Origin of the sequence: Paenibacillus sp. FSL E2-0190 (assembly GCF_037992965.1) — a bacterium.
Lineage (GTDB): Bacteria > Bacillota > Bacilli > Paenibacillales > Paenibacillaceae > Paenibacillus_AQ > Paenibacillus_AQ odorifer.
In genome coordinates, this window is sequence record NZ_CP150306.1 from 4,520,188 (window position 1) to 4,545,250 (window position 25,063).

Here is a 25,063-nt window from a genome sequence, read left to right on the forward strand (position 1 = left end):
TTATAGCTTACTATATTTCATAAATTATGGATATGGCACTTCTTTTTAATCCACAGGAATCTCAATCACCTTGTTATATTCCTTCATATAATGTATTCCTTCTATCAGAATACTTTCAGGTTTCGTTTGTGTATCAAATAATAAGGTGCGTTCCTTCATGAGTTTACCGTTCGTTTGTTCTGACTCTTTTTGATTAATTGTTGTTTTTAAAGCCGTGTTTTCGTTAGCATTTTCTATAGACACACCATCCAGCATTACATCCTCATCTGTAGCAATAGTTACTTCAATCCCTTGAGCGGTCTTGGTCACATCTTTAATCCATAATTCTTTATCCCCTAGTAGAATCGGCTCATTACTATCAGCATTTAGAGGATACTTCTCTTCCAGCTTCTGATATCCAACAAACTCTTTAACAACCAGCTGCAATGAATGTAATTCTTTTGGCAAGGTGTCATAACGAATATCAAATGATCTCCCACCCAACGAGGTTTTATTGCTACTACCTAATATTTCTACAGGCTTTCCATTGGCAATTAATTGAATGCCTTCTAACCCTAATCTTATTCGATCGAAATTCTCGACATTCATACTCCCTTTAATCACAGTCATGGTGGGTGTGGCCGTGATCGACTTGAAGGTAATTGATCCTTTGTCGGCTTTGACCTTTTTATTAATCGACTGTTTGATCTGAGTCACCATCGCTTGATTTGGATTATAAGAAAACGTTATGCTCCCTTCACTCATCTGCCCTTTCTGTGGAGGTCCCCAGTAATGAAGTGTTAGTTTTTTCGAGAATGGGCTTACGCTATCAAATGTCATCGTGCCTTTTATTTCTGTATGTTCGTCGTTGATTAAAGATACGCCGCTTCTTATGTTGGAATTCGTGAGAAACCCTTCTATTTTTGAAGGACTAAAATGATCTCCCGTCTCCTCTAGTCCCTTAGGATTGTTTAACGTGTAATACACAATAAATTGATTGGCATCTGCCATAATTCCGTTAATCGTAAGTTCTGTTCCATCTGCTAACGTCGTCTTTTTGTCTATGCTTTGTCCCATTCCTTGTTCATTGAGTTGTTGTAAAGTTCCCTCTAACACCTCATCAAAACCAAATAACTTTTTTCCATAATAAGCGAAGGCATTATAGCTGTTTCCAGAAACTACTATCACTAATATAATGACGGCTGCAATCTTCCAGAGGGGCGAGCTTTTTCTTTTTATTCTTTTTGGAGGTGCCGAGTCTAAAGCATTTCTTAATCTCATTTCTAAACCCTCAGGTGCAGTTATGGACTCTAAGTTCCTCTTCTCATCCACTAATCGTTGTTCGACGTTATTGTTCATCAACATCACCTCTGTAATGATTTTTCAGCGTTTGTAATCCATTGTAGATCCTTGATTTAACAGTTCCGATCGAGACCTGTGTGATCTCAGCTATCGTTTGATAATCGAGATCATGAAAATATTTCAATTGAATTGCTTCTCTTTGCTGCTCGTTCACATGTAACAATAACGCCTGCATATCCATTTGCTGTTCACTTTTATGATAAGGATCGCCTGATGTAACATCGGCTTTTTCCTTCTCGTCAGTGATGCTCCAGTCCTCTAATAACACCAGCTTGCTTCGCTTATGAAGTTGCCTTTTACAGCCGTTTACCAAAATCGTCTTACTCCAGCTGTAAAAAGACTCCTCTTTCTTAAGTTGGTCAATCTTCTCGTATAACGTAACTATCATTTCCTCCATGGCATCCATAGCATCATGCGCATTTCCCATATAGCTGTACGCAAGCCTATAAAAAATATCTTTTTCATACATGATTAATTGCAGCAAAACTTCTTTATTTCCCTTTTTAGCTTTTTTCACCAATCGAACAACATCCATGCCTTCACCTCTCTCCCCTATATGAGTCAGGAGCACTGTAAAAAGTTCATCTTCATAAAAAATTTTTATATATCGTGAACTATTCAATCCACCTAAACTGTAATATTCAGGAAAATTTCACTCAGACATACCCAAATCTAGTTGATTTTAAACGCTTCAATGTAATAGAATGAACTAATCTAAAAAGAAAAGGATGGGCATAAGCAATGCCGTTTAAAGAACCTCGTACACTTAGTAAAAGATCCCTGCTATTCTTCTCACTCATTATGCTTGTAAAAAGCTATTTTGCCTGGTACTTTCTATTTGAAGATGGCCCTACTTGGACCACTTGGCTTAAAGAAATCCCTTTTGTACTTCTAGTCTTTTGCTTGATTGAATGGTTCGCTACGAAACGAAAAATTGCAATTTACATGCTTGTCAATGTATTGATTACTACTCTATTTTTCTCATTAATTGTATATCATAATCATTTTGGCATCATTGCTACTTCGCAAGTATTAGATCAGGTCAAACAAGTGGGAGCCGTAAAGAAAAGTATATTTTCGGTCCTTCGTCCTCAATATATGCTTATCTTTGTGGATATCATTGTCATCAGCTTGGTGATGTTTAGAAAACAGAAAGCGCTGGATTGGAAAAAAGCCATGTCGCGCAAAAGTAACCGTAAAGCGGTGGCAGTCCTGTTCTGTATTTCCATCATCATTTGTGCAATGAATATTTTTCCAAACCGTGCCAGTATGAACGAAACGATTAAAGCGGAACAAATGGGCATTCTTAATTATGAAGCCTACTCTCTGCTAGCTGATCAAGAGGAAGAACAAATTGACGTTTCTGAGATTACGCAATCCACTATTGATAAAACTAAAGGAATTCAAGCTAGCTCTAATCCGGTTTTATTTGGAGCCGCCAAAGGAAAAAATCTAATCATTCTGCAAATGGAGTCTTTCCAGAACTTCTTAATCAATCTAAAGATTGATGGACAAGAAATCACACCAAATATGAACAAGCTTGCCGCCAGCAGCTTCTACTTCCCGCGTTTCTACCAGCAGGTTGGACAAGGCAACACTTCAGATGCAGAGTTTATTGTGAACACTTCTTTTTATGTACCCCCTGATGGTCCAGCTACCCAAATGTACGCTCCTAAAGAGCTACCAAGCTTACCCAAGCTGCTGCAAGCACAAGGTTACGATACGGCAACATTCCATACGAACGAAGTCGACTTTTGGAACCGTGGTGAGCTTTATAGTGCTTTGGGATTCAATCGTTATTATGATAAAACTTACTTCGGGGAAGAAGACACAGTATTCTATGGCGCTTCTGATGAAGTTTTGTATGAAAAAACAGCTGCAGAGCTGGCAAGAATGGATCAGAATGAGCAACCCTTTTACTCCCATGTAATTTCGATGTCATCTCATAATCCGTTCTCCATCCCAGAGGATAAATACAAAATGACACTTCCAGAGCGATTCGAAGGAACGCTTGTTGGCGATTATATTCGGGCTCAGAATTATGCTGATTATGCGCTGGGACTTTTTATCGATGAGCTCAAACAAAACGGTGTGTGGGATAACAGCTTGATCGTATTGTACGGGGATCATCGTGGACTGCCTATCTTCTCTTTAAAAGAGGATGATCATCTCCTACTGGAAGAGATTCTCGGCCATGAATATTCGGAACGTGAATTGATTAATATTCCGTTGATCATGTCAGCGACAGGGATTACAACTCCTAGTGTAAAAGAACAACTAGGCGGGCAAGTGGATATTTTACCTACCGTATCTAATTTATTGGGTGTCTCTCTTGCAGATCATATTCATTTCGGACAAGATCTCTTGAATCAATCAACTTATAACTTACTACCACAACGGTATTACTTGCCTACAGGATCTTTCGTAAATAACGAAGAGCTCTTCTTATCCGGCAGTGGCTTCGAGGATGGCCAGCATTATACTTTATCTGGTAACGGCAACCAACCTCTGCAATCCACAGAAGACGAATTCGAGCGTGCCTTACAGCTGCTCCATTTGTCAGACAGCTATGTTACACAGCTACCGGATAGAGTTATTGAAGAATAAGCTGCAATGTATAGCAAAAAAGACTGTGCTCACCAAATCGGTGAGCGCAGTCTTTTTCTATAATGATTATTATTTTGACTCTTTAACAACTAGTTTAAGCGGTGCCGCAATCAGCTTCTCTACGGTTTTGCCTTCTAATACATCCTTAGCGGCTTGAATGGCTAGTTGGCCAATTAATTCAGGCTGCTGCGCAACGGTTCCTGTTAATTTACCAGCTTCGATGGATTTAAGTGCATCTTCATTTCCATCAAAACCAATCACAGGGATATTCTTGCCTGAACTTTGAATCGCTTCAATAGCACCTAGCGCCATTTCATCATTATGAGCGAAAACTGCTTGTACGCCAGGATTTCCTTGTAGAAGGTTCTCCATAACGGTCAGGCCTTTCGTGCGGTCGAAATCAGCTGTTTGCTTAGCAATGACCTCTAGCTGGCTGTCCGCAATCTCATGGAATCCCTTACCGCGTTCCCGAGTCGCTGACGCTCCTGGGGATCCTTCTAACTCGATGACCTTTGCACCTTTCCCAAGCTGCTCTACAATATATTCTGCTGCCATAGAGCCACCCTTTACATTATCAGAGGCAACAAGAGCTTTGATATCCCCTTGATCTGCGGAACGGTCCAACGTAACGACGGGAATATTTAAACTGTTAGCTGTTTGCACTACCGTCGAGATCGCTGATGAATCCACTGGATTGATCAATAACGCATTCACACCTTTTTGCATCAAATCTTCGACGTCATTACTTTGTTTAGCAGAATCATTTTGGGCATCAATGACAAGGACTTCCAAGCCTTGCTTCTTAGCCTCGGCCAAAACACCATCTTTAACGGATACAAAGAAGGGGTTATTCAATGTAGATATGGATAATCCAATCTTCATATTCTCCAGGCTTCCACCACTGCTAGGCTTAGCCCACTCTGGAGGCTCCAAGGAACAACCTGTCATGAGAATTAATAGTAAGGAAGTAAGAATCAAAGTTAACTTTTTCATGTTGGAATCCCCCTTATACGGCTTTCTTACGGTCTATGAGTACGGCAATGGCAATAACGATCCCTTTGACCACCATTTGGTAAAAAGAGGATACGCCGAGCAAGTTCAATCCATTGTTCAAAATCCCGATAATCAGTGCACCAATCAATGTGCCCACGATACGTCCACGACCACCAGTTAAGCTCGTACCGCCTAATACTACAGCTGCGATAGCATCCAACTCATAAGATGTGCCTGCTGTGGGTTGCGCTGAGTTCAATCTGGAAGTCAGGATCGCTCCTGCCAATGCGGACAACATACCCGTCAATGAATAGATCATTATTTTAATGCGGTCGACTTTAATCCCTGAAATAATAGATGCTTTTTCATTACCACCAATGGCATAGGTTTTACGACCAAATGGAGTTTTGTGCAATACAACCCATAAGACTGCGAAGACGATGATCATTGTTATAGCAGGTACAGGTATTCCTAGTAAATATCCACGGCCAAACAATTGGAAGGTCATGCTGTCTCCGAGACCTGTGATCGGATTTCCGTCTGTGTATACAAGTGTTAATCCCCGGAAAATCGTCATGGTCGCCAACGTAGCGATAAATGGCGCCATTTTACCTTTTGTAATCATCAGTCCGTTGACCATCCCCATCACGCCACCCGCTAAACAACCTACAATAATGGCTAAGACAGGATCCCAACCAGACAACATCAGGTTAGCTGTGAAGGCACTGGATAGGGCTAGAATAGAACCCACCGATAAATCGATACCACCCGTTAGAATAACAAAGGTCATCCCAAAAGCGATAAGCGCATTTATGGCAACTTGTCTAAGCAAGTTCAGGATATTAAGGGGCTCCATAAAGCTTGGGTTCAACACCGTAACGATAACAATTAGAATAATCAGCCCTAGTAATGGACCTAGCTTCTGTGTAATTTGCCCGATTTGAAAACCTTTATTTTCTCTCTCACCTTTGATAGTTGTCATTACTATTGCCCCCCTGTAGCTAACGTCATGATTTTTTCTTGCGTAGCTTCTTGTTGTGATAGCTCTCCACTAATTTCCCCTTCATGAACCACTACGATCCGGTCGCTCATTCCTAAGACTTCAGGAAGCTCTGACGATACCATGATTATGGCGACTCCACGTTCCGTTAATTCGTTCATGAGCTGATAGATCTCCCGTTTAGCTCCTACGTCCACTCCACGGGTAGGTTCATCGAGGATAAGCACACTTAAGCCGATCCCAATCCATTTGGCGATGACCACCTTTTGTTGATTCCCCCCGGATAAATTCCGGACTAAAGTGGAGGAAGACTGTGTCTTGATGTGTAGCCGTTTGATAAGTATGTCTACAAATTCTTGTTCTTTTTTATCAATGATTACACCCTTAGGAGCGAAGCTATATAAATTTGTAAGCACCATATTGTCTCGAATAGAGAAATCAAGCACTAACCCTTCATCTTTACGGTCCTCCGTAACGAATCCTATCCCCGCCTTCATCGCATCATTGGGATTTCGAATCGTGACCTTTTCTCCCCGCACCATAATTTCTCCACGGTCTAACGATTCCAAACCGAATAAGGTTCTCATCATTTCTGTTCGTCCAGATCCCATTAATCCCGAGAAACCTAAGATCTCACCCGAACGAACGGAGAAATTGACATCTTTAAATTGCCCTTTTTTCGTGGCATTTTTAACTTCAAGAACAACCTCTCCGGGTTTGGAGGTACGCTCAGGAAACCGGTCGGTTAATTCACGCCCTACCATCTTCCGAACTACATCATCGAAGTTAGTCTCTGGAATGGGCTTCGTGTCTACTGTTTTCCCATCTCGCATGACCGTTATTCGGTCACATATCGTAAAAATCTCTTCCATCCGGTGCGAAATATACACGATGGAGACGCCTTCCTTTTTAAGGGAAGTTATGACTTCGAACAATTTCTGGATTTCCCGTTCGGTTAATGCCGCTGTCGGTTCGTCCATGACGATAACTTTTGCATGAGTCATAAGCGCTTTTGCAATCTCAATCATCTGTTTCTCCCCTACCGAACATTCCCCCGCCTCTTGATTTAAGGGAATCGTTACGGAGAGCTTACGAAACTGTTCATTTGCTAACGCTTTCATTTCTTTCATATTTAAGATCCCTAGTTTGGAGGTTCGTTCCTTACCAATAAACAGATTATCTAGAACTGTCATATCCGGCCACACATTCAACTCCTGATGGATAAAAGCGATCCCATAACGTTCAGCCTCTTTGGGATTGTTAAAGTATGTTTCCTGACCATCTATACTAATGGTTCCTTGATCACGCTGATGCAGTCCAATCAAAATGTTCATCAGAGTAGACTTTCCTGCACCATTCTCTCCCATTAGGGCATGAACTTCACCATCCTTCAGCTCAAAATCCACACCCGTCAACACACGGTTAGCCCCAAAAGATTTATAAATATCCTTCATCGTAATGTGCATATGCTTTGAACCCCCTTTTTATCAAAAATAGACCCCGGCTTGTAAAATACAATTTGCATACGGCTTAGCTTCCCCCGTACGAATGATGACCTTCGCATGCCGGGTTAACAATTTAAATTGTTCATGTGAAATCGCCTCTATAGGTATTTCCTTAAATTTGTCATTCAAGTATTCAGAAGTGCCTTTATTTTTTGCTGCTAATTCCTCTGCCACGATAACTTTCTCTATGACCATATCCTCTGATATGATTTCGACAATCTCTTGAAAGCTGGGAACTCCCAATTTAAGCGCTAAATCAATCTTTGGAACACCAGATGGAACGGGTAATCCAATATCAGCAATGACAATCATATCGGTGTGGCCTAAATCAGTAAGCACTTTGGAAATATGACTGTTTAAGATTCCTTGTTTTTTCATAATTAAAGACTCACCTCCACCTCTACTCTTGTTGGCATGCCACCTTGGGCACCAAATTTTGTGACGGATAAAGAAGCGGCGCGATTGGCAAACTTTACACTAGTTCGAATAGACTTGCCTTCAGCTAGAGCGACAGCAAATGCCGCATTAAAAGTATCTCCTGCTCCAGTGGTATCTATAGCATTCACTTTATAGGTGGGAACTAAAACTTCCTGTTTACCATCGTAATAACGCACACCATTGCTGCCCTCGGTTATAAATAACTTATTGGGATATTTGCGTAAAGCTTCAGCAGTACTCATCTCAGGAAATAATATTGCACATTCATGTTCATTGGGAGTTAAATAGGTGGCATTGTTTATAATCGTTTCACTGATAGGCCGAGCAGGTGCTGGGTTAAGCAACATAGGCACATTGAATTTATGGCAAATCTCACTTACATAAGACACCGTCTCTTCCGGAATTTCTTGTTGGATTAATACCATGTCAGAGCCTTTAATATTATCAAGTGCCCGTTCAACCAATGCAGGAGTAACTAAATCATTGGCTCCTTTTACAACGATAATGCTGTTATCGCCTTCCGCTAAAATGATGTGAGCTGTTCCACTTTCGACATGTGTAACCGGTTCCACATTGGCGGTAAAAACGCGATTCTTTTTCAGATTATCCATGATAGCGGTACCATAGAAATCATCACCTACACAACCAACCATTGTAACTTCTGCTCCTAGACGGGCAGCAGCGACGGCTTGGTTCGCACCCTTACCGCCCGGAACGGTGGAGAATTGTTCTCCAAGCACAGTCTCACCCGCGTGAGGCCGCTTATTCGAAGTCACTACTAAATCCATTGAACAGCTGCCAATTACACATATCTTAGCCATATTCATCAACCTTTCTCATGTTGTCATCTATTCTTTACTTCTTGTAGTTTCCCGCTCCACAAAGCTAACGGGTAGTTGAATAATCTTCTCTTCCACCTTATCTTGCTCAATTAGCTTAATAAGTAAACCCGCTGCTTCTCTACCCATATCATGTGCCGGCTGGCGAATGGTGGATAAAGCAGGTGACAACAAGCTGCTGAGCGGGATATCATCAAATCCGATGATTTGCAGATCCTGCGGCACTCTTTTACCTAAACGATGCGCTTCATGAATGACTGCCGTCGCCACAATATCATTACTGGCAATTACGCCATCCGTATCTATATATTTATCAAATAACTCCACTGCCCATTGTTCTGCTACTGTATGGGAGAAGGATGAAGTTTCGATCACATTATAGCTGATTCCCATTTCATTAAGGACTTCAATCGCCCCAAGAAATCGATCTTGTGCAGGTTTGATATGCGCCGGTCCTTGTATCACTGTAATTTTTTTGCTTCCCCGTGCGATAATCTCCTGTGCTGCAAGACGTCCGCCCTTTTTGCCATCTGCGTATACGGAAGGGCTATCATTAGAAGTACGGTCCAGAAATACAACCGGAATCTTCAAGTTAGAATAAACGTCACTCTCAGGGAAATTGGTTGACGATATCATGCCAATGACATTGTTTTGGATAAAGGTTTGAATATAATCCATCTCTTTGTCCTCGTTCTCATCACTATTGCCAAAGATGATCCGATAACCTTGCTCCTGCATCCGATCCTCTATCCCCCGCGCTAACTGCGGGAAGAACGGGTTAGTAATATCAGGCAAGAGCAGCCCGATTAATTTAGATTTCCGCTTGTATAATGATCTTGCAACCTCATTAGGGGTATAATTCATTTCTTTGATCGCTGCCTCAACCTTTTTGCGAGTATCGATATTCACATATCCAGATTCATTTATAACCCGTGAGACTGTTGCTACCGAAACTCCAGCTATTTTTGCGACATCTTTGATCGTCATCATTCTTTCATTCATCCCCCAATGTGTAACCGGTTACATGTATTACATAAATTAGATTATCACATAACCTTTTCATTTACAAATCTTTTTTTCGATCATAAAGCTAACAAAAGATACCAACTATATATCGATATCTTTTGTTATTTGAATTTATTTATCTGCAAAGCGATTTAATAATTTTATTGTATTGAAATGCATACCTTCATGGTAAAGTGTGAAATTTATGAATTCACCGATTGAATTTAAGGTTAATCCACTTCCTGTTGTAAGAGGGGTTACTTGCTCACTTAAGCGATTGTGAAAAGCTTCCTGGATCCGTTTGGGTTGCTCCGTAAGCATCTCAAGTAAAACTTCAAGCGTTGGCGGTTCCTCATTCCACTCGGCTGGTTTAGTCCCTTTCGCAAATAAGCGTTCAAAGCTTGCCGGCAATTGCATAAGCTCCCGAGCAGAATGAAAGGCAAACTTTTCTTGCACCAAATAAATATGTCCCAAATTCCATCGGATATTGTTATTAAACCCTTCTGGAATGCTATTCAAAGTTCCCTCAGATAGTCCCTCGACAGCACGCACAGTAACACTTCGCACAAACTTAATTTGTTTGAATACAATTTGATCCATTATGACCCCTCCTAATATTTTCATCCATAGTTTACCATGAGATTATCTTTAATTTCCTAAAATTATTTTATACTTAATTGTTTCATAACGAGCGTAATAAACGACTGCATATAACTTTCTTGAAGTTCCTTCTTTCTGTAGCCCATCCATATCGAATGCTTGGAGACTACATTTTCTACTGCTATTTTAGCTAATGTTCCCTGATCAAGATAAGGTTTCGCCAACAAAGCGGATACATAACTAATTCCATAACCGGCAATGACAGCTTGAATAACTTCATTCACTCCATTAAATTGAAGCCCAATCGTTGGCTGCTGTACACTTCTTTCTTCACACAACCGGACAAGCCGCTCTCTGGCTGCACTGCCCTCTTCCCTCATAATAAATGCTTCAGACATTACTTCTTCAAAGCTAGCCTGCTGATTGGCAATAGGGTGATGGGAAGAAACCACGAATACATACTCGTCCCTATATAACTCCCGATGTTCGAACACTCCTGTATTATGCGAAGGAAACTCCATATCACTGTAAATCGCCACGTCTGCTTCAAAATTATTTAATTTTTCCATGACACCATGAGAATTAGTAGTAGTGATCTGAATGTTAACTTCCGGAAAAGATTGTTTGAATAATGACGCCCACCGGGGAATGAGGATGCTTGTCGCTAAATAATTACCTGCAATCCGCAGATTCCCCTCAGGAAATTTGTGATAGTCTTCAATGATTTGCTGGACTTGATCACCCATGGCAAAAAACTTTTCAAGAGGGTCGATTAACCTTTTTCCTAAAGGGGTGAGCACCATCCTCTTTCCTTTAATTTCAAATAATAAAATATGATTCTCCCGTTCAAACTTACGGATTTGCGCTGATATAGCGGGTTGACTGATATGCAAACGTTCAGAGGCTTTGGTCACACTACCTGTGATCGCAACGTAATAAAACAATTTTAATACATGATAGTTCATCGTCAACTCTTCCTCACTTTATAAAATAATATCTGTATTCGCCGCTTATCCTCAGCCATTTTATTATAACTATACATTATGGATGTTAACTATTATATATTGTTTATTTATATTTATTTATCTTATACTTACAACTATTCATAAGGGAGGTCACGTTAATGACAAAAACAGTATTCTACTTAACCCGCCACGGGCAAACAGAATGGAATTTACAAAAACGAATGCAAGGGCATCAAAATTCTGCGCTTACAGCCTTGGGTGAACAGCAGGCGGAATGGTTAAGAGATCGTTTGGAAGTAGAAAACTTAGGCGCAATTTATTCTAGTACTAGTCCAAGAGCATTGCATACTGCGCAGATTTTACGGGGAAAGCGGAGTTTACCTATCCATCAGCAAGTTACTTTAATGGAAATTAACATGGGGAGCTGGGAAGGAATGAATACGGATCAGATACAACTAGAATCCCCTTTACAATATTCCCATTTTTTCACCAGACCCGATCTATATATTCCTCTAACCTCAGGTGAAACTTACAAGCAGCTTGAACAAAGAGTAGTGCCGACAATGGAGCGTATCATAAACGATAACGTAGGGCTAGAAGTGCTCATCGTCACACATCGGATGACTTTAAAAGTCATTATGGCTTATTTTCTCAATAAATCATTGCAGGAAATTGGAGAGTTACCGGATATTCTCTCTACAGCATTATGTAAAGTAACCCTAACTGATAACAATACAACCATCGATCTGTATGGAGATACTTCACATTATCAATGACTATGGGTCAAAAAATAAAAAGGTAACTCCGATTAACGGGGCTACCTTTATAGGGTTCAACATTAAATATCCACACTTTTGATTATAAAACTGCGGACCTTCATCCATTTGCCTGAAATGAATTCATCAATCGTTTTCGTCTTTGGTCTAACGCAAAAGCGATGTTTTGCCCCTTTATCAAAGCCCACAGCTTCAAAAATTAAGCTATCCCCTATTTGCTCCTTGAAGAACACCTGCTTTAATCCCAACCTATTTAACATTTCAAGCTTTACGCTCTCAATATATGTGCGCGAATACTCCTTAGACATATGTGTTCCTCCTAGTAGTGGTAGTAATATTATAAGTCAATATGAAGAAAATCAACAATAGTTCATATATTCATCCACAAAAAACAACCAGGCAGCGATTCTCCGTTGGAGGTTCACTGCCTGGTGTTTTGGGTCTGCGGTGGTTTGCTTGAGTAGGTTACGAGCTAAGCTTAATCATTCGTAGCTTTCGGATACCCACTCCGTTGTAACGCACTATCTTGTTGAAATTTGTAAGATAACTGCATTCTATACACTTATTCCATATCCACAAGGGCTAATTCTAACTTTAAGTGTATTCTATACAATTAAAAACTAGAGAAGTAGCCTGTAGAGTATTAAATCAAGAAAAATTGATGTACTAAATACAGCTATTTTTATTGGCTGGGCGTTTTGAGCATTTTAGTTGTACAAAATACAGTTAAACCCATCTACTGTACACTTCAATACTCCATTACTTGTTACTTCACAGCTTCCGTCGGCTCTCATATGGTAACTAGATGGGGTGTAGTCCATTATGAGTTTGCCCATTCATACTGATTCCTTTTTCCTGAACCTATCCGGATAATTCTATCTATTAGTCCTTCAACTTCTACATCTAACTAATCGAAAACATCACTAACTTATTTAACTTCAGTTGCCCCAGTTACTTTACCTTCAATCCCTGCAGTTGCTTTCACATCTTCGTTTGCGAAGTAAAGATTGCCATCAATAGTCGAGGTTTCATGCAGATTAAATCCGTTCGCTTCTACATAAACATCACCTTTAATGGTTCCGCCTTGAACTCGTAAATTTTCACTTTGTACAGTTAACTTAGGTACAGTGAGTGTGTAATTGGCAGTAACTTTGTGATCAGCGTCTTGGGCATAAAGAGCAATCTTACGGTAGATGTCGCCGTCTGCGGCCCCTTTATCATGGAATTCGCCTTCAACAACAACATCTTGGGCAATCGTCACATCATTTAGAATGGCAATAATCCAATTTCCATCTTTACTTACAGCCTTGGTAAACGCATCTGCTTGATTTACGATTGAAGCTGTAGTAACTGCATCCGTTTGCTCTGTAGTTGGAGCCGTAGTAGCCGCCGAATTAGTCGCATTATTATTATTCGCACCACAACCAGACAAGACTGCAACCGAGACGCCTGCTACTAACATCATTTTAAATAACTTCATTTGAAATCCCCCTTGTTTTTGATTATAAATTAATTATATATTAAAAATTTTAATAAACAGGTGAAAATTTTCACAATATTGTGTCGTTATCTGAAGCGGTTTCACAAAGATCACTCCTCTCCATCCGGAATCGTATCCATAAGTAACACCTCATCTCGCTGCCCGTTTTAGGTTCATGGATCTTAATACTTATTTACCCAAATTTTAAGAAAGGTCACAAAGGTGCTTAATTCCATACAAAAAGGACACTCCCAATAACTGCGGAAGTATCCTCATAATCTTTATTACTATAAATCTTTAGATTAGATATCCTCTTGAAAAAGATATGGAACCATCATACTCTACACTTACTTTTTTAATGTTAGGTTTATGCAAAACTCCAGCATAAAAATAATACAGCGGAAGGATGACCATTGGGTTAATAAGCATTTTTTCAGCTTTTGCATAAAGCTTGTTTCGTATAATTTAGCTTAAGAGGATTATCAAGCAGATCTTCCCAGAGTTGAATCTCAAGGGCTACATTCTTCCATTTCTAGCAACTTAACAAGGTCATCTGACTGCTCACTCCCCCCCATTGACGCTTTAGAATCAGAATGTTAATCTTTAGAAAATATCACAAGGATAAGGGAGCTATTTACTGGTGAAAAAGACAACCATGAAGGACATCGCACTTCGTGCCAATGTCTCCGTCGCAACAGTGAGCTATGTTCTGAATCGTGTCGGCAACCAAACCATTCCTGAGAAAACGCGCCAGCAGATTCTTCAGCTTGCCGAGGAACTGCATTACATACCGAATCTGGCAGCACGTTCACTTGCGAATCAGAAAACAGGATTGGTCGGTGTGCTTGTTAACACAGCAGCCCATACCCCACACTGGAAGCTCCATGCCCAGTTCTCATTTATACATGCCTTGGAACAACGGTTAACAAATGCTGGTTACCATACGCTGCTATATTCACTTGATGTTGACCAGCCTTCTTTGGATATTATCGTAGAAAGAAAGCTGGAGGCTGTATTTCTGATCGATGTGCGCGAGGAAGCCTTTTATTCGATCTCCAAGCATTTTGTAGAAGGAATTCCTTTGATTCTGATCGACAGCATGATTGAAGATAAACTCTTTAAGCAGGTCCTTTTCAACTATCGAGCAGCTCTGCAAAAGGTAAAACCACAGGACCTTTCACAGGTATGTTTAATTATGGAGAGCTTCAATAACTCTTTCCTCACCCGCTTTATTCAGGACAGTCTTCCATTACCTCAAGAAGCGATATTCACCGTTGTCAATTTGGAGGAATTAAATACATTCTTACAGGAGGGGGGCTATAAAGAGGCCATTGTCATTAATGAGTTTATTGGAAGTTACGTTGAAAAAAACGGGAGGTTCGAACAACTCTCTGTTCTTTGCACCTGCAATTGTCCGGAAATATTAGGAGATGACGTTCATAAATTCATTTTCACAGGGGATAAAGCGGCTACTGCATTTGAACTCATGAACAAATTATTGCATCATTCTGACTACTCCGCACAAGAAAATAATTGTTATTTTGTAGAATAATTTTTTTGGCTATTCACTTAAGCGTTTAAGTTGAAAGGAGCATAACTTATGCCTGGTCCTGTATTAGTGAAACAAGTTCCCTCTGCTGTTCAAGCTCATCCCTCTCTTTGGGGAAATCGGAGATTCCTGCTGCTACTCAGTTCGTACTCCATTTCCTTGTTCGGTAACACTTTTCATAGTATTGCTTTAAGTTTATGGGTACTGCAAACGACCGGCAGCGCCAAAATGATTGCCATCATCACGATAATCAATTTATTGCTTAGTTCTTTGCTCGGATCGATAGGGGGAACTTTTGCGGATAGGGTCAATCGTCGAACCCTCATGCTGATCACAGATCTGATAAGTTGCGGACTCGTAGTGACGCTAGCTTTAGCCATTTCCCTGCCCTCTACTTCGTTCATTATCGTCGCCATACTGACGGGTCTTACGACCATTTCAGCTTTATTCCAGTCCCCGGCATACCAAGCTTCTATCACTACTGTTGTTGGTAAAGAACATCTACAAAAAGCGGTAGGACTGTTGAACTTGTCTGAAAACATCTGCCGGACTATTGGTTATTCCGCCGGTGGGATTTTCGTAGCGAGTTTTGGAGCAGCCGACGCTATTTTATTTGATGGAGCTACATTCTTCCTCTCCTTTCTGCTCGTATTAGCGGTCCGTTCCCTTCCTTTGCCAACTCAATTAAACAACGTGCCCAAGAAAGAACGGAAATTCACACAGGATTTGATCGATGGAATTCGCTATATTTGGAGGTACCCTTTTGCACGCGCCGTTATGATTATGCTTCCTACCTTAACCTTATTTTTTGTCCCCTCTCTGATGTTAACCCAGGTTATGGCCGTCAAAGTGTGGGATTCCACTCCCTTTCAGTTTGGACTTATTGAAGCCTGTATTCCACTTGGTTATATGATCGGATCCGGTCTGATCTTGCTGCTCGGCTCCAAATTGAAAAACAGAGGTTTCCTTATTATGACTGGACTGCTATGTCTCGGTCCCCTGTACCTCCTGTTATCATTCGTCACTTCCGCTGCGCTTGCCATTCCTATCATTCTTGTGATTGGCTTCATGTTCTCATTCTCCACGTTGCTGATTAATACAATCCTTAGGCTGGAAGTTTCAGAAGACATCCAGGGTAGGGTGTTCGGTGTATTAGGTTCTATCATGAGTGTAGCTCCATCCATTGGTCTTACTGCTGTCTCATCCTTGTCTGATCTCTTCAGCCCTGGTCCTGTCATGGGTTCAATCGGGGTCTTACTGCTGCTGTTTGCCTTATCAACTATCACTAAATTAAAGGTAATTCGAAACTACAAGTAATTTCAGAACGTATCCTGTGTTCTTTATCGCCCTCTTTTTCTAATAACGCGTCTAAGATGAAGCTCAAACAGTAATAAAACAACCAGAAAAATCAATAACAGGAGACCCGCTATTCCAGTTAGAAACGGAAATAGGAGTGGGAAGAAAATACTAGGATAGGCCTTAGTAACATCTGAATAATAGCCCATACCCATAAGGGAGGTACCGGAGAACTCGATTAGCTTGACGCCTAAATGATTGTTGCTTCTTTGCGCATAGCTGAGAACCTCTTCGTCTACTTCTCCGTCTTGTGCAATCGTGATGATTTTCCATTTTCTTGTTTCCATGAGTTGACTATCGTCGGTCAGTCTTTGGACTATATTTATTTGATTCTCACCAGTCTTTCGGTCCTTTACTGTGAGAATATCTATCCACGAAAAATACCTGCTGCCTCTGTCCCGATTGGATAGCCATATTTCATCAGGGGTGGAGATTTTTTGATCATTTAATAAGAACTGAACTTTGACAATATCACCAGGCGGGACCTTCTCCTCTTCATCCCATGGGGTCAAATCTGCTTTCCTGCCTGTTTTTTCTTCCCTGATTTTAATATTCTTATCATCAACCGTTATCTCTTGTACGTTTATTGGGTTATATTCTTTTTCAGCATGCTTTATCTCATAACGCTGATTAATTTGATCAGAGATTATGTACTCACGTATATAGTTGAACAATGGGTTAAAAGAAATCGCCAACAAAAATAGCGAGACGCCAGATATAACTATAAACTTCTTCATAAGTCCTCCTTTTTAACGTACAGTCAGTTTAAACTTTTGGCGTGAACCCCCTTCTGGTCCTTCGGAACACACTCATCCATTTATATCTTCCATCGTAGCGTTAACAACATTCATAAATAAGTTCTCCTTTAATAGATTAGGCACTACCTTCCTCTAAATCTCCCAACCATAATAAACATTGTGGAATAAAATCAGCGTAGTCGTGTAATGCATTAATCGTACGGATTACCTCACGAGTACCCAGCTCCCGTTCTGCATCATCTGAGCTCTCCAGTCCTAGCGAACGTCTGATATTGTAAGCTAACCATTCTAATTTTCCCAAAAAGCCATAGTTGAGCACAACCTGCCAATCCGCATAAATCTCTCCGCCATGCTCCAGATAGCTGTTAATCAAATTTGAGAATGCCTTTTTGCTTAAATCTCCCGATTCAGAACCTGACCAATATAAAGCTACATCTATCAGCTCTAACGTAGGATGAATAGGTCCTGCTGCTTCCCAATCGATTATTATTGGAACTTTCTGCTCATCCCACAAGACATTTTTGGGGTCTAAATCCCGATGGCTGATAACATAATGATTCGTCAATAGACTCGCTGAAGAATGAATCAATGACTCCCAATTCTCTATCTTATGCAGGTGATCTGCTAGCAAGCTTGACCATTCTGCACCCTGCTGCTCTCCTTTGAGAGCAAGCTCCTTCCAATTGGCAACTGCAGCATTAGACGCTTTAAGCGTTTCAAAGTGATGATCATCCGTTCCCTGTGAGAAATCGATGATGTGGAGCTGCGCAAGAATTGCCCCAATCTTTTTACAACAATCTAAATCTATTTCATCTAAAGGTAATGCCTTCCCCTGAACCCATGGAAACAATAAATAAAATTGCCCTTCAACCTCATGCATACTACTGCCATTAGATACGATTGCCGGAACAGCATGGATTCCCTTTTGATAAGCCAGATTCGCAACCATTTCAGAAAAAATATAATTGGACATTGCTGTATCTCGTTGCATAATTTGAGGATTTAAGGCCTTTACTGCGTATTGCGCTTTATCCGTTTGCAGGCGATACATTCTGTGCAAGAGTCCGCCTGTTATCGGTTCAGGTTCATTCATCAACAGACCCAGATTATATTTGGCACAAAGTGTAGCGAATTTTAAATTATAGCTTATATTTTCCATGTTATGTATTCCTTTCTGTGTAAGTAAAGTCGTACTCATTTAAAATGGTTCAAGTAAATTTAAAACATATTTTTATCTTTATGAAATATTATGTACTGTTCACTATGACATCCTGTGTAACCCTCGTGAACCAAAAATGAAAAGGAGGCTTCGTTAATGAGTAAGCGGTTACATCAATCAGGGTATCTTGTAATCATTTGGTTTTTAGTCTTTACCTTAGGGACGGCAGCTTTTGGCTCTCTTTCCTCTGTGTCGGCAGCATCTGCCCGGCAAGCGGAAAAGCTGAATCGGGGACTAGTAGCAGTGAAGGTATCCAGCGGTGTATTTGTGAGCTGGCGGCTACTCGGAACAGAAGAACTGTCGGTTTCTTTTAATTTATACCGCAATGGCACAAAAGTAAACGTTACCCCAATCACGGACAGCACGAATTATCAGGATAACGCCGGCACAACTTCGTCTAGCTATACAGTTCGAGCAATCGTTGGCGGTATTGAGCAATCTGATTCCCCAGCAGCAAATGTATGGGCCAACAATTATTTGGACGTTCCAATTCAAATTCCAGCTGGCGGCACTACGCCAGATGGCGTAAGTTATACCTATAGTGCCAATGATGCCAGCGTGGGCGACTTAGACGGTGACGGGGAATATGAAATCGTGTTGAAGTGGGATCCTTCCAATTCCAAAGACAACTCGCAAAGTGGCTATACAGGCAACGTCTATCTGGATGCCTATAAGCTGAATGGAACTCGGCTATGGCGAATTGATCTGGGTAAAAATATTCGGGCTGGCGCACATTATACTCAATTTCTAGTCTATGATTTCAATGATGATGGTAAAGCCGAAGTAGTCTGCAAAACAGCAGACGGTACGGTTGACGGAGTTGGCGTAACCCTTGGAAACGCAAGTGCAGATTATCGCAATTCCAGTGGATATATCCTGACCGGACCTGAATATCTGAGTGTATTTTCCGGACAAACGGGCAAAGCCTTAACCACGATTGATTATGTTCCTGCCAGAGGAACGGTATCCAGTTGGGGTGACAATTACGGCAATCGAGTAGACCGCTTTTTAGCAGGAGTAGCCTATCTGGATGGAGTACATCCAAGCATCATTATGGCACGTGGTTATTATACACGCACAGTCGTTGTAGCTTTTGACTGGAATGGCAGTGCTTTGACCCGTAAATGGACCTTTGATAGCAATAGCTCCACCAATGCTGGAACCGCCGGTCAAGGTAATCATAGCTTAAGTGTAGCCGATGTGGATAACGATGGTAAGGATGAGATCATTTATGGTGCCTTAACCATTGATAATAACGGTGCGACCTTATACAATACAGGGCTGGGTCATGGAGACGCGCTGCATGTAGGTGATTTAAATCCGAACCGCCCCGGTCTCGAAGTTTTTAAAGTCATGGAAAATACTAGTTCTCCCTATGGTGCTGCGGTATGGGATGCCGCAAACGGGACGGTCTTATGGGGTGTATACACGGGAAAAGATACCGGCCGGGGGATGGCTGCCGATATTGATCCCAATTATCCCGGGGAAGAGGTATGGGCTCACGGCGTTGGCCTATACTCCATTACAGGCACCAAAATAAGCAGCTCAATGCCTTCTGTGAATTTTGGGATCTGGTGGGATGGCGACTTGTCCCGCGAACTGCTGGATGGTGTCAAGATTGATAAATGGAACCCTGCAAGCAACTCCGTTACCAATTTATTAACCGGAGCGAGCGTAGCATCCAACAATAGTACCAAAGCAACGCCAAGCCTACAGGCCGACCTGCTTGGAGACTGGCGCGAAGAGGCTATCTGGAGAAAGTCCGATAACTCGGCTCTACGAATCTATACAACTACGAACATCACCACTAATAAAATATATACCTTAATGCATGATCCAGTATATCGGTTAAGCATTGCCTGGCAGAATACAGCTTACAATCAACCTCCGCACACAGGATTTTTCCTAGGCAACGGTATGGCCACTGTGTCTAAACCCAATATATACGTAGTGCCGTAAGCTTTCTAAAGAATCAGTAAGTGAACAAAAAAGCAATTGCTGTTATCCGGATGTGCCGGGGCAACTGCTTTTTTGTTCGGTTTATACCAGCATCAGCAATGATCGAGGTGCGTTAATAGTTTTTTTAATTGTTTAATGCCTTCGCATTGAGTGGTTATTATTGCATATAGGATAGGTTTTAGTGCTGGGCAGATATTAAACTGCAAAACGTTGTTTGACATTCGTACAGCGCTAGATCCCCAATCAGAACCCCAGCTTTAATAGCCAGGCCGCAAGCTTCTCCTCCCGCCTTTTCAATTCCCCATCTACGCGATTATATTTTCCAAGCCGTTGCTCAGCTGCAATGCTGCCATCTAGCATATACAAGACACGCTCAGCTTGAGCAGCGACTTTAGCATCATGTGTGGCGATTATAAGCGTTGTTCCTGATTGATTAATATCTGCTAATATGTCCATGATTTCACTAGCTGCTTTTGAGTTAAGCGCCCCGGTTGGCTCATCGCCAAATAATATATCTGGCTGATTAATGAGTGCTCTGCAGATTGCTGCTCTTTGTAATTGTCCTCCTGACACCTGTGTAATATCACGTTCAGCCAGCGCAGATATTCCTGTTTTGTTCATTAACTCAGCTGCTCTTTTATTGATAGTTCTACGGCTGCTGGTTCTCGCCCGATAAGCAGACAGGATGATATTGTCGCGGATATTCAAGTTTTTTAACAGATGCATTTGCTGAAAAATAAAGCCCATATGCTTTAAGCGCAGACCGGCTAATTCGTTCTCTGAAACTCCGCTGATCTCCTGCCCTTTAAAAATAACACTTCCCTCTGTCAACTTATCCATCCCGCTGATCGTATACAGCAATGTTGATTTTCCTGAACCAGAAGGTCCCATGACAGCTATGAATTCCCCCTGAGACACCTGAAGCTGAACATCCTTTAATATCGACTGCGGAGTTCCTTGCCCTGTTGAATAACTTTTTTTTAACCCTTTCGTCTCTAATATGAACATTCTGCCACCTCCTATCATTCGGCAATTAGTTTGGCTATACTGGATTTTCTCATTGAGATCGTGCTTGTTACGGTGGTGAGCGCTACAATCAGCATGAAAAGTAGAGGAAGAATAAGATAGGCTACCGCCGGATTGACTACAAACTGTATCTTAGAAGCACCCATAAAAGAGCCTAGCATTTGAGCAATTTTTTGCCCGAGAGTGTTAGCCGCAAAAGTACCAAGAATGACGCCCAGCCCTGATATTATCAGCATCCTTACCAGGTATTGCCTACGAATATCTCCTAACGTAAAGCCAACACTTCTCAAAATAGCGGTTTGCGAAGAATCCTTGGCAAGCAGCATTTTCAGAAATAAAGAGGTAATCAATATCGAAATCGAAAATGCGATAACGATGGATAAGCCTGTAACCAGCTTCAATTGGCGAATTGTATTTCCTAATGTCTGAGCTAAATAGCTTTGCAGATGAGTGATTTTTGCTGGATAAAATAATTTGGTGTACTGATCCATTTTTGCCTGGACGGAAATTCCCGGATTCACATCCAAAGCTACTACATACCAGAGAACCGTCTTCGAATCATATGGCAATTGCGCTTTTGCGGTTCGGCCACCATTAGTTATATCCTGATAGATCCCGCTAACGGTCAATTTTCTTGCCACCCCAGCAACCTCTAAATGAACGATATCCCCCACCTTTTTATTCAGTTCCTTGGCGTTCAGGTCAGAAAGAGCGATCTCATTTGCACTTCTAGGAGTTCCTCCATGAACATACGAGAGCGGAAAAATAGTAAAGTCACCGGTTTCAACATTTAGCGATTCCCATACACCATCACTACCTAATACCTTAAATCTAGAAGTAATCAGTGGAGAAAATTTAGAGATGTCCGGGTCATTTTCAAGCTTGGTTATCATCTCATTAAAACGCTTCTCTATTTGGTTCGATTGCTGCAAATCAATGCGAATATCGCTCTGACCGACGCCCATATAAGAAACAAACCGGGGAGACTGAAGGGTATTCAATATATTCACTGGCACTAGAACGATAAACAAACTGATCACAAATACGAAGAACAATAATCCGTACATGGTGAAGCGCCCGTAAACATCTTTTACCCCGAGAAAAGCATTCACGTTAACAAATTTACGCTTGCTAAGTGAAAATCTGCTTGTGTTCATCCTTGCTTCACCCCTCGTACCTGACCGTAAAGCTTCTACAACCGTGATGCGATTAAAGCGTCTAAGAATCATCCGGCAAAAGAATACAACAACTCCAAAGATCAAACCTACCGCCAGGACAGGAACAAAATAATGAAGGATACTGGCAGGAGCAACGCCCAAATACAAAGTAATATTAGCTGTAAACAAACGAACCACACCTAAAGACAGTAAATATCCACATACAGAGGCGACGGCTGCCATCACGATATATTTTGCTAAATAAATGCTGCGAATATCTTGCTGCGTGATCCCAATCGCTTTCATGACACCTATCTCTCTGTAATCCTCTTCCAAGGTAGCGATCATCGTAAATCTGAGACATAAAATAGCAATCAGTATCAGCAGAACACTTACCAAAATAATAACAACTGCGATAATCCCGTCCGTCAGTGCATTCAACGTTTTAAATAAAGGATAGTCAATGGAGGGGCCTTTATTGGGCAGATTTGAGGATTGATACTCATTGCGGAAATCATTGAGCTTAGATAGATCTGTAAGCTGAAATTCAATCAGGTATTCAGGTTCGCCGAGCTGTTGTTTAAGCGCTGTAAAGTCAGCAGCATTTACGACAAAACGTTTGGAGCTGACCATGGCTGGATTCATTTGGACATCCCTTACAAAATCAGTAATCACAAACTTTTTATCGAACTGTTCACCTAGAACGCTAACTATGTCGCCGATTTTCAGATTCTTTTGCTTCATATAATAAATGGGGACAGCGATTTCTCCTGCCGATACCTCAATCACCTTGTTCTCTAAATTCAGCAGCAAATCAAAAGAAGGGTTCTGCTCTACAAAGCCGATATCCATCACGCTGTTTGCTTCCGAGCCTTGGTTACTGCCTAGATAAACGTTAGATCCATCCAAGTTAAGCATCTCTACGGTTTGTTGATCTTTCACCAGTGGATTAGCGGCTGTAAAGCTCTCGATTGCTGAGCTGTCGATTTGTCCTGCGTGCATCTGCACGAAATGAGGGGCTTTAGATTTAATCAATAGCTGATTCAAGGACCCCGACAATTCTATAATCACTTGCGACGCTGAAGCAACAAGCAAAGCCGATAACATGATAAACACAAATAATCCGAAGGTAATGATTTTATTGCGTTGAAGGTCTCTTTTTACAATTCGTAGCAGCATTGACGGGCCTTCTCCTCTCTAATTCGTTCAATTATTCACGTTCAAGGCAGCGAATTGATTTCATTCTGGGGATCACAAATGCCATAATAATGATGAGCAAACCAGAGATGATAAATAATAAGCCGATTCCCCGTCCTTCCCCTGTGCCTATCACCTTACCTACTGATGAAGCAAGCAGACCTCCCTCTCGTAAAAGAGGATTAAACACTTGATCAGCCAATATGCCAGCAAAAGCATACGCAGCCACATAACCAAGTTGTGATAAAATGCCAATGATCCCCCATGCCCGCCCCTGTGTGTCATTTGGGATATGATTGCGAATCATAACATCAGCACTGGTATTAACAAAAGGCAACGTTGCAAAAAATAAAAAGCCAGCAGCTGTAATAAAAGCAACATTCGTGGTCAGACCCACCAAAGAAAAAAACAGTCCGGCGAATCCTAGGCCGAGCGCTAATACTTTGATATATTTACGATCGATGCTAAAAACTCCAATAATCAGACTGCCGAGCAACATCCCTATAGCACTTACAGACAATACCGTGCCTAGAGTTTTCGTATCCGTAAAGGGTAGAAGCATAGGCGTATATAAGGTTTGGAGAAAACCCACATAAAAAGTAACGACAGACAAAATGATCGTAAGCTGCAGTACACCTTTCGTGTAAATAAGAGCATCCCAGCCCTCCTTCAAATCTTTTACAAACGACTGATTCGTTGGAACTCTGTGTTCAGTCTGTAGATTCCTGCGAACAGCCATCACTGCAAGAACTGTAACTAGAAAGGTTGAGATATCTATAAGCAGGATAGTTTTTATATCCATAAAGCTAAGCAAAATCCCGGCAAGGATAGGAGAAAGAAGATATTTTGAGGACGCAGCAAGCTGGACTAAGCCACTGGCCTTAGCAAATTGCTTCTCTGTTAATAAATCTGTAATGGTAGCTTTGTAGGCAGGTTCAAGCAAGGATACAAAAATCGAACTAAACGTCACGCCCAGACAAATCTGCCATAATTGAGGTTCACCCAGCAGCATGATGATGAGAACATATACAAGTCCAAAAGCAGACAACAAATCCCCTGCTATCATCATCAATCGCCGATCAAACCGATCCGCTAACACGCCGCCAAAAGGACTGAGCATAATAGAAGGGAGAAAAGCACATAAGGTTAAAAGTGCCACACTAGAGGCGGTCTGCGTCATCTGGAACACATAGACCCCTAAGGTGAAAGCCGTCAACCCGCTGCCAATACTGGATATCCACTCCCCCATCCAAATGATCATAAAATTTCCGAAGGATTTGTTGTTCAGAATAT

Annotated in this window: 22 protein-coding genes; 5 read left to right on the forward strand and 17 right to left on the reverse strand. The window is 41.3% G+C overall.

Annotation, left to right across the window (positions count from 1 at the left end; all coding sequences use genetic code 11):
• Window positions 1-45: 45 nt before the first annotated feature.
• Both NST25_RS19975 and NST25_RS19980 read right to left on the reverse strand, forming a co-directional pair.
• Window positions 46-1,338, reverse strand: coding sequence for a DUF4179 domain-containing protein (locus NST25_RS19975; protein WP_340392330.1), 1,293 nt, complete (start codon window positions 1,336-1,338; stop codon window positions 46-48).
• Window positions 1,328-1,876 (reverse strand): sigma-70 family RNA polymerase sigma factor, encoded by a 549-nt coding sequence (locus NST25_RS19980; RefSeq protein WP_076218176.1) that lies wholly within the window; start codon window positions 1,874-1,876, stop codon window positions 1,328-1,330. Before NST25_RS19980 ends, NST25_RS19975 begins: the two co-directional genes overlap by 11 nt.
• 206 nt (window positions 1,877-2,082) lie before the next feature.
• Here NST25_RS19980 and NST25_RS19985 point away from each other — a divergent pair, with 206 nt between their 5' ends.
• Entirely contained in the window at window positions 2,083-3,948 is a 1,866-nt protein-coding gene (locus NST25_RS19985) for an LTA synthase family protein (protein WP_076218177.1), read from the forward strand.
• A 69-nt stretch (window positions 3,949-4,017) separates the two neighbouring features.
• On the opposite strand, the gene rbsB is transcribed toward NST25_RS19985, so the two are convergent.
• The 8 genes from rbsB to NST25_RS20025 all read right to left on the reverse strand — a co-directional run bounded on the left by rbsB (window position 4,018) and on the right by NST25_RS20025 (window position 11,293).
• Window positions 4,018-4,941 carry a ribose ABC transporter substrate-binding protein RbsB gene (gene rbsB, locus NST25_RS19990; RefSeq protein WP_339187698.1) on the reverse strand — a complete coding sequence of 308 codons (924 nt, stop codon included), beginning with the start codon at window positions 4,939-4,941 and terminating at the stop codon, window positions 4,018-4,020.
• Window positions 4,942-4,954: 13 nt separating this feature from the next.
• Window positions 4,955-5,923: a ribose ABC transporter permease gene (rbsC, locus tag NST25_RS19995; protein ID WP_076127362.1), complete on the reverse strand. Its 969-nt coding sequence runs from the start codon at window positions 5,921-5,923 to the stop codon at window positions 4,955-4,957.
• A gap of 2 nt (window positions 5,924-5,925) precedes the next feature.
• Window positions 5,926-7,407 carry a sugar ABC transporter ATP-binding protein gene (locus tag NST25_RS20000; RefSeq protein ID WP_076218180.1) on the reverse strand — a complete coding sequence of 494 codons (1,482 nt, stop codon included), beginning with the start codon at window positions 7,405-7,407 and terminating at the stop codon, window positions 5,926-5,928.
• A gap of 21 nt (window positions 7,408-7,428) precedes the next feature.
• Window positions 7,429-7,824, reverse strand: a complete 396-nt coding sequence (gene rbsD, locus NST25_RS20005) for a D-ribose pyranase (RefSeq protein ID WP_340392334.1) — start codon at window positions 7,822-7,824, stop codon at window positions 7,429-7,431.
• A 2-nt stretch (window positions 7,825-7,826) separates the two neighbouring features.
• Window positions 7,827-8,705, reverse strand: coding sequence for a ribokinase (gene rbsK, locus NST25_RS20010; RefSeq protein ID WP_076281539.1), 879 nt, complete (start codon window positions 8,703-8,705; stop codon window positions 7,827-7,829).
• Between the two features lie 27 nt (window positions 8,706-8,732).
• Window positions 8,733-9,713: a LacI family DNA-binding transcriptional regulator gene (locus NST25_RS20015; RefSeq protein ID WP_076127368.1), complete on the reverse strand. Its 981-nt coding sequence runs from the start codon at window positions 9,711-9,713 to the stop codon at window positions 8,733-8,735.
• Between the two features lie 147 nt (window positions 9,714-9,860).
• Window positions 9,861-10,328: a DinB family protein gene (locus NST25_RS20020; RefSeq protein WP_076127369.1), complete on the reverse strand. Its 468-nt coding sequence runs from the start codon at window positions 10,326-10,328 to the stop codon at window positions 9,861-9,863.
• Window positions 10,329-10,390: 62 nt separating this feature from the next.
• On the reverse strand, window positions 10,391-11,293 hold the full coding sequence (locus NST25_RS20025; RefSeq protein WP_340392336.1) for a LysR family transcriptional regulator: 903 nt from the start codon (window positions 11,291-11,293) through the stop codon (window positions 10,391-10,393).
• A gap of 158 nt (window positions 11,294-11,451) precedes the next feature.
• On the opposite strand from NST25_RS20025, the gene NST25_RS20030 reads away from it, so the two are divergent.
• Window positions 11,452-12,069: a histidine phosphatase family protein gene (locus NST25_RS20030; RefSeq protein WP_340392339.1), complete on the forward strand. Its 618-nt coding sequence runs from the start codon at window positions 11,452-11,454 to the stop codon at window positions 12,067-12,069.
• Between the two features lie 62 nt (window positions 12,070-12,131).
• Here the strand turns inward: NST25_RS20030 and NST25_RS20035 are convergent, their stop codons facing one another.
• Both NST25_RS20035 and NST25_RS20040 read right to left on the reverse strand, forming a co-directional pair.
• Window positions 12,132-12,377 (reverse strand): hypothetical protein, encoded by a 246-nt coding sequence (locus tag NST25_RS20035; RefSeq protein ID WP_036688955.1) that lies wholly within the window; start codon window positions 12,375-12,377, stop codon window positions 12,132-12,134.
• Between the two features lie 620 nt (window positions 12,378-12,997).
• The gene (locus NST25_RS20040) at window positions 12,998-13,549 is read right to left on the reverse strand and encodes a polymer-forming cytoskeletal protein (RefSeq protein ID WP_076183054.1); all 552 of its coding nucleotides are present in this window, start codon (window positions 13,547-13,549) and stop codon (window positions 12,998-13,000) included.
• 640 nt (window positions 13,550-14,189) lie between these two features.
• Between NST25_RS20040 and NST25_RS20045 the strand changes: the two genes are divergently transcribed.
• Window positions 14,190-15,101 carry a LacI family DNA-binding transcriptional regulator gene (locus NST25_RS20045; protein WP_340033308.1) on the forward strand — a complete coding sequence of 304 codons (912 nt, stop codon included), beginning with the start codon at window positions 14,190-14,192 and terminating at the stop codon, window positions 15,099-15,101.
• 48 nt (window positions 15,102-15,149) lie between these two features.
• Window positions 15,150-16,415: an MFS transporter gene (locus NST25_RS20050; RefSeq protein ID WP_076307645.1), complete on the forward strand. Its 1,266-nt coding sequence runs from the start codon at window positions 15,150-15,152 to the stop codon at window positions 16,413-16,415.
• Between the two features lie 23 nt (window positions 16,416-16,438).
• Here the strand turns inward: NST25_RS20050 and NST25_RS20055 are convergent, their stop codons facing one another.
• Both NST25_RS20055 and NST25_RS20060 read right to left on the reverse strand, forming a co-directional pair.
• Window positions 16,439-17,191, reverse strand: a complete 753-nt coding sequence (locus tag NST25_RS20055; RefSeq protein WP_076307644.1) for a hypothetical protein — start codon at window positions 17,189-17,191, stop codon at window positions 16,439-16,441.
• A gap of 136 nt (window positions 17,192-17,327) precedes the next feature.
• Window positions 17,328-18,371, reverse strand: coding sequence for a phosphotransferase (locus tag NST25_RS20060; protein ID WP_076307643.1), 1,044 nt, complete (start codon window positions 18,369-18,371; stop codon window positions 17,328-17,330).
• A gap of 156 nt (window positions 18,372-18,527) precedes the next feature.
• Between NST25_RS20060 and NST25_RS20065 the strand changes: the two genes are divergently transcribed.
• Entirely contained in the window at window positions 18,528-20,390 is a 1,863-nt protein-coding gene (locus NST25_RS20065) for a rhamnogalacturonan lyase (protein ID WP_179086769.1), read from the forward strand.
• Between the two features lie 243 nt (window positions 20,391-20,633).
• On the opposite strand, the gene NST25_RS20070 is transcribed toward NST25_RS20065, so the two are convergent.
• From NST25_RS20070 to NST25_RS20080, 3 genes are read right to left on the reverse strand one after another with little or no spacing between them, the layout of a single operon-like run.
• Window positions 20,634-21,398 (reverse strand): ABC transporter ATP-binding protein, encoded by a 765-nt coding sequence (locus NST25_RS20070; protein ID WP_076129868.1) that lies wholly within the window; start codon window positions 21,396-21,398, stop codon window positions 20,634-20,636.
• Between the two features lie 14 nt (window positions 21,399-21,412).
• Window positions 21,413-23,752: an FtsX-like permease family protein gene (locus NST25_RS20075; RefSeq protein ID WP_076307642.1), complete on the reverse strand. Its 2,340-nt coding sequence runs from the start codon at window positions 23,750-23,752 to the stop codon at window positions 21,413-21,415.
• Window positions 23,753-23,783: 31 nt separating this feature from the next.
• Complete coding sequence (locus NST25_RS20080) at window positions 23,784-25,031, reverse strand: MFS transporter (RefSeq protein ID WP_179088802.1); 1,248 nt, start codon at window positions 25,029-25,031, stop codon at window positions 23,784-23,786.
• Between the last annotated feature and the right edge of the window lie 32 nt (window positions 25,032-25,063).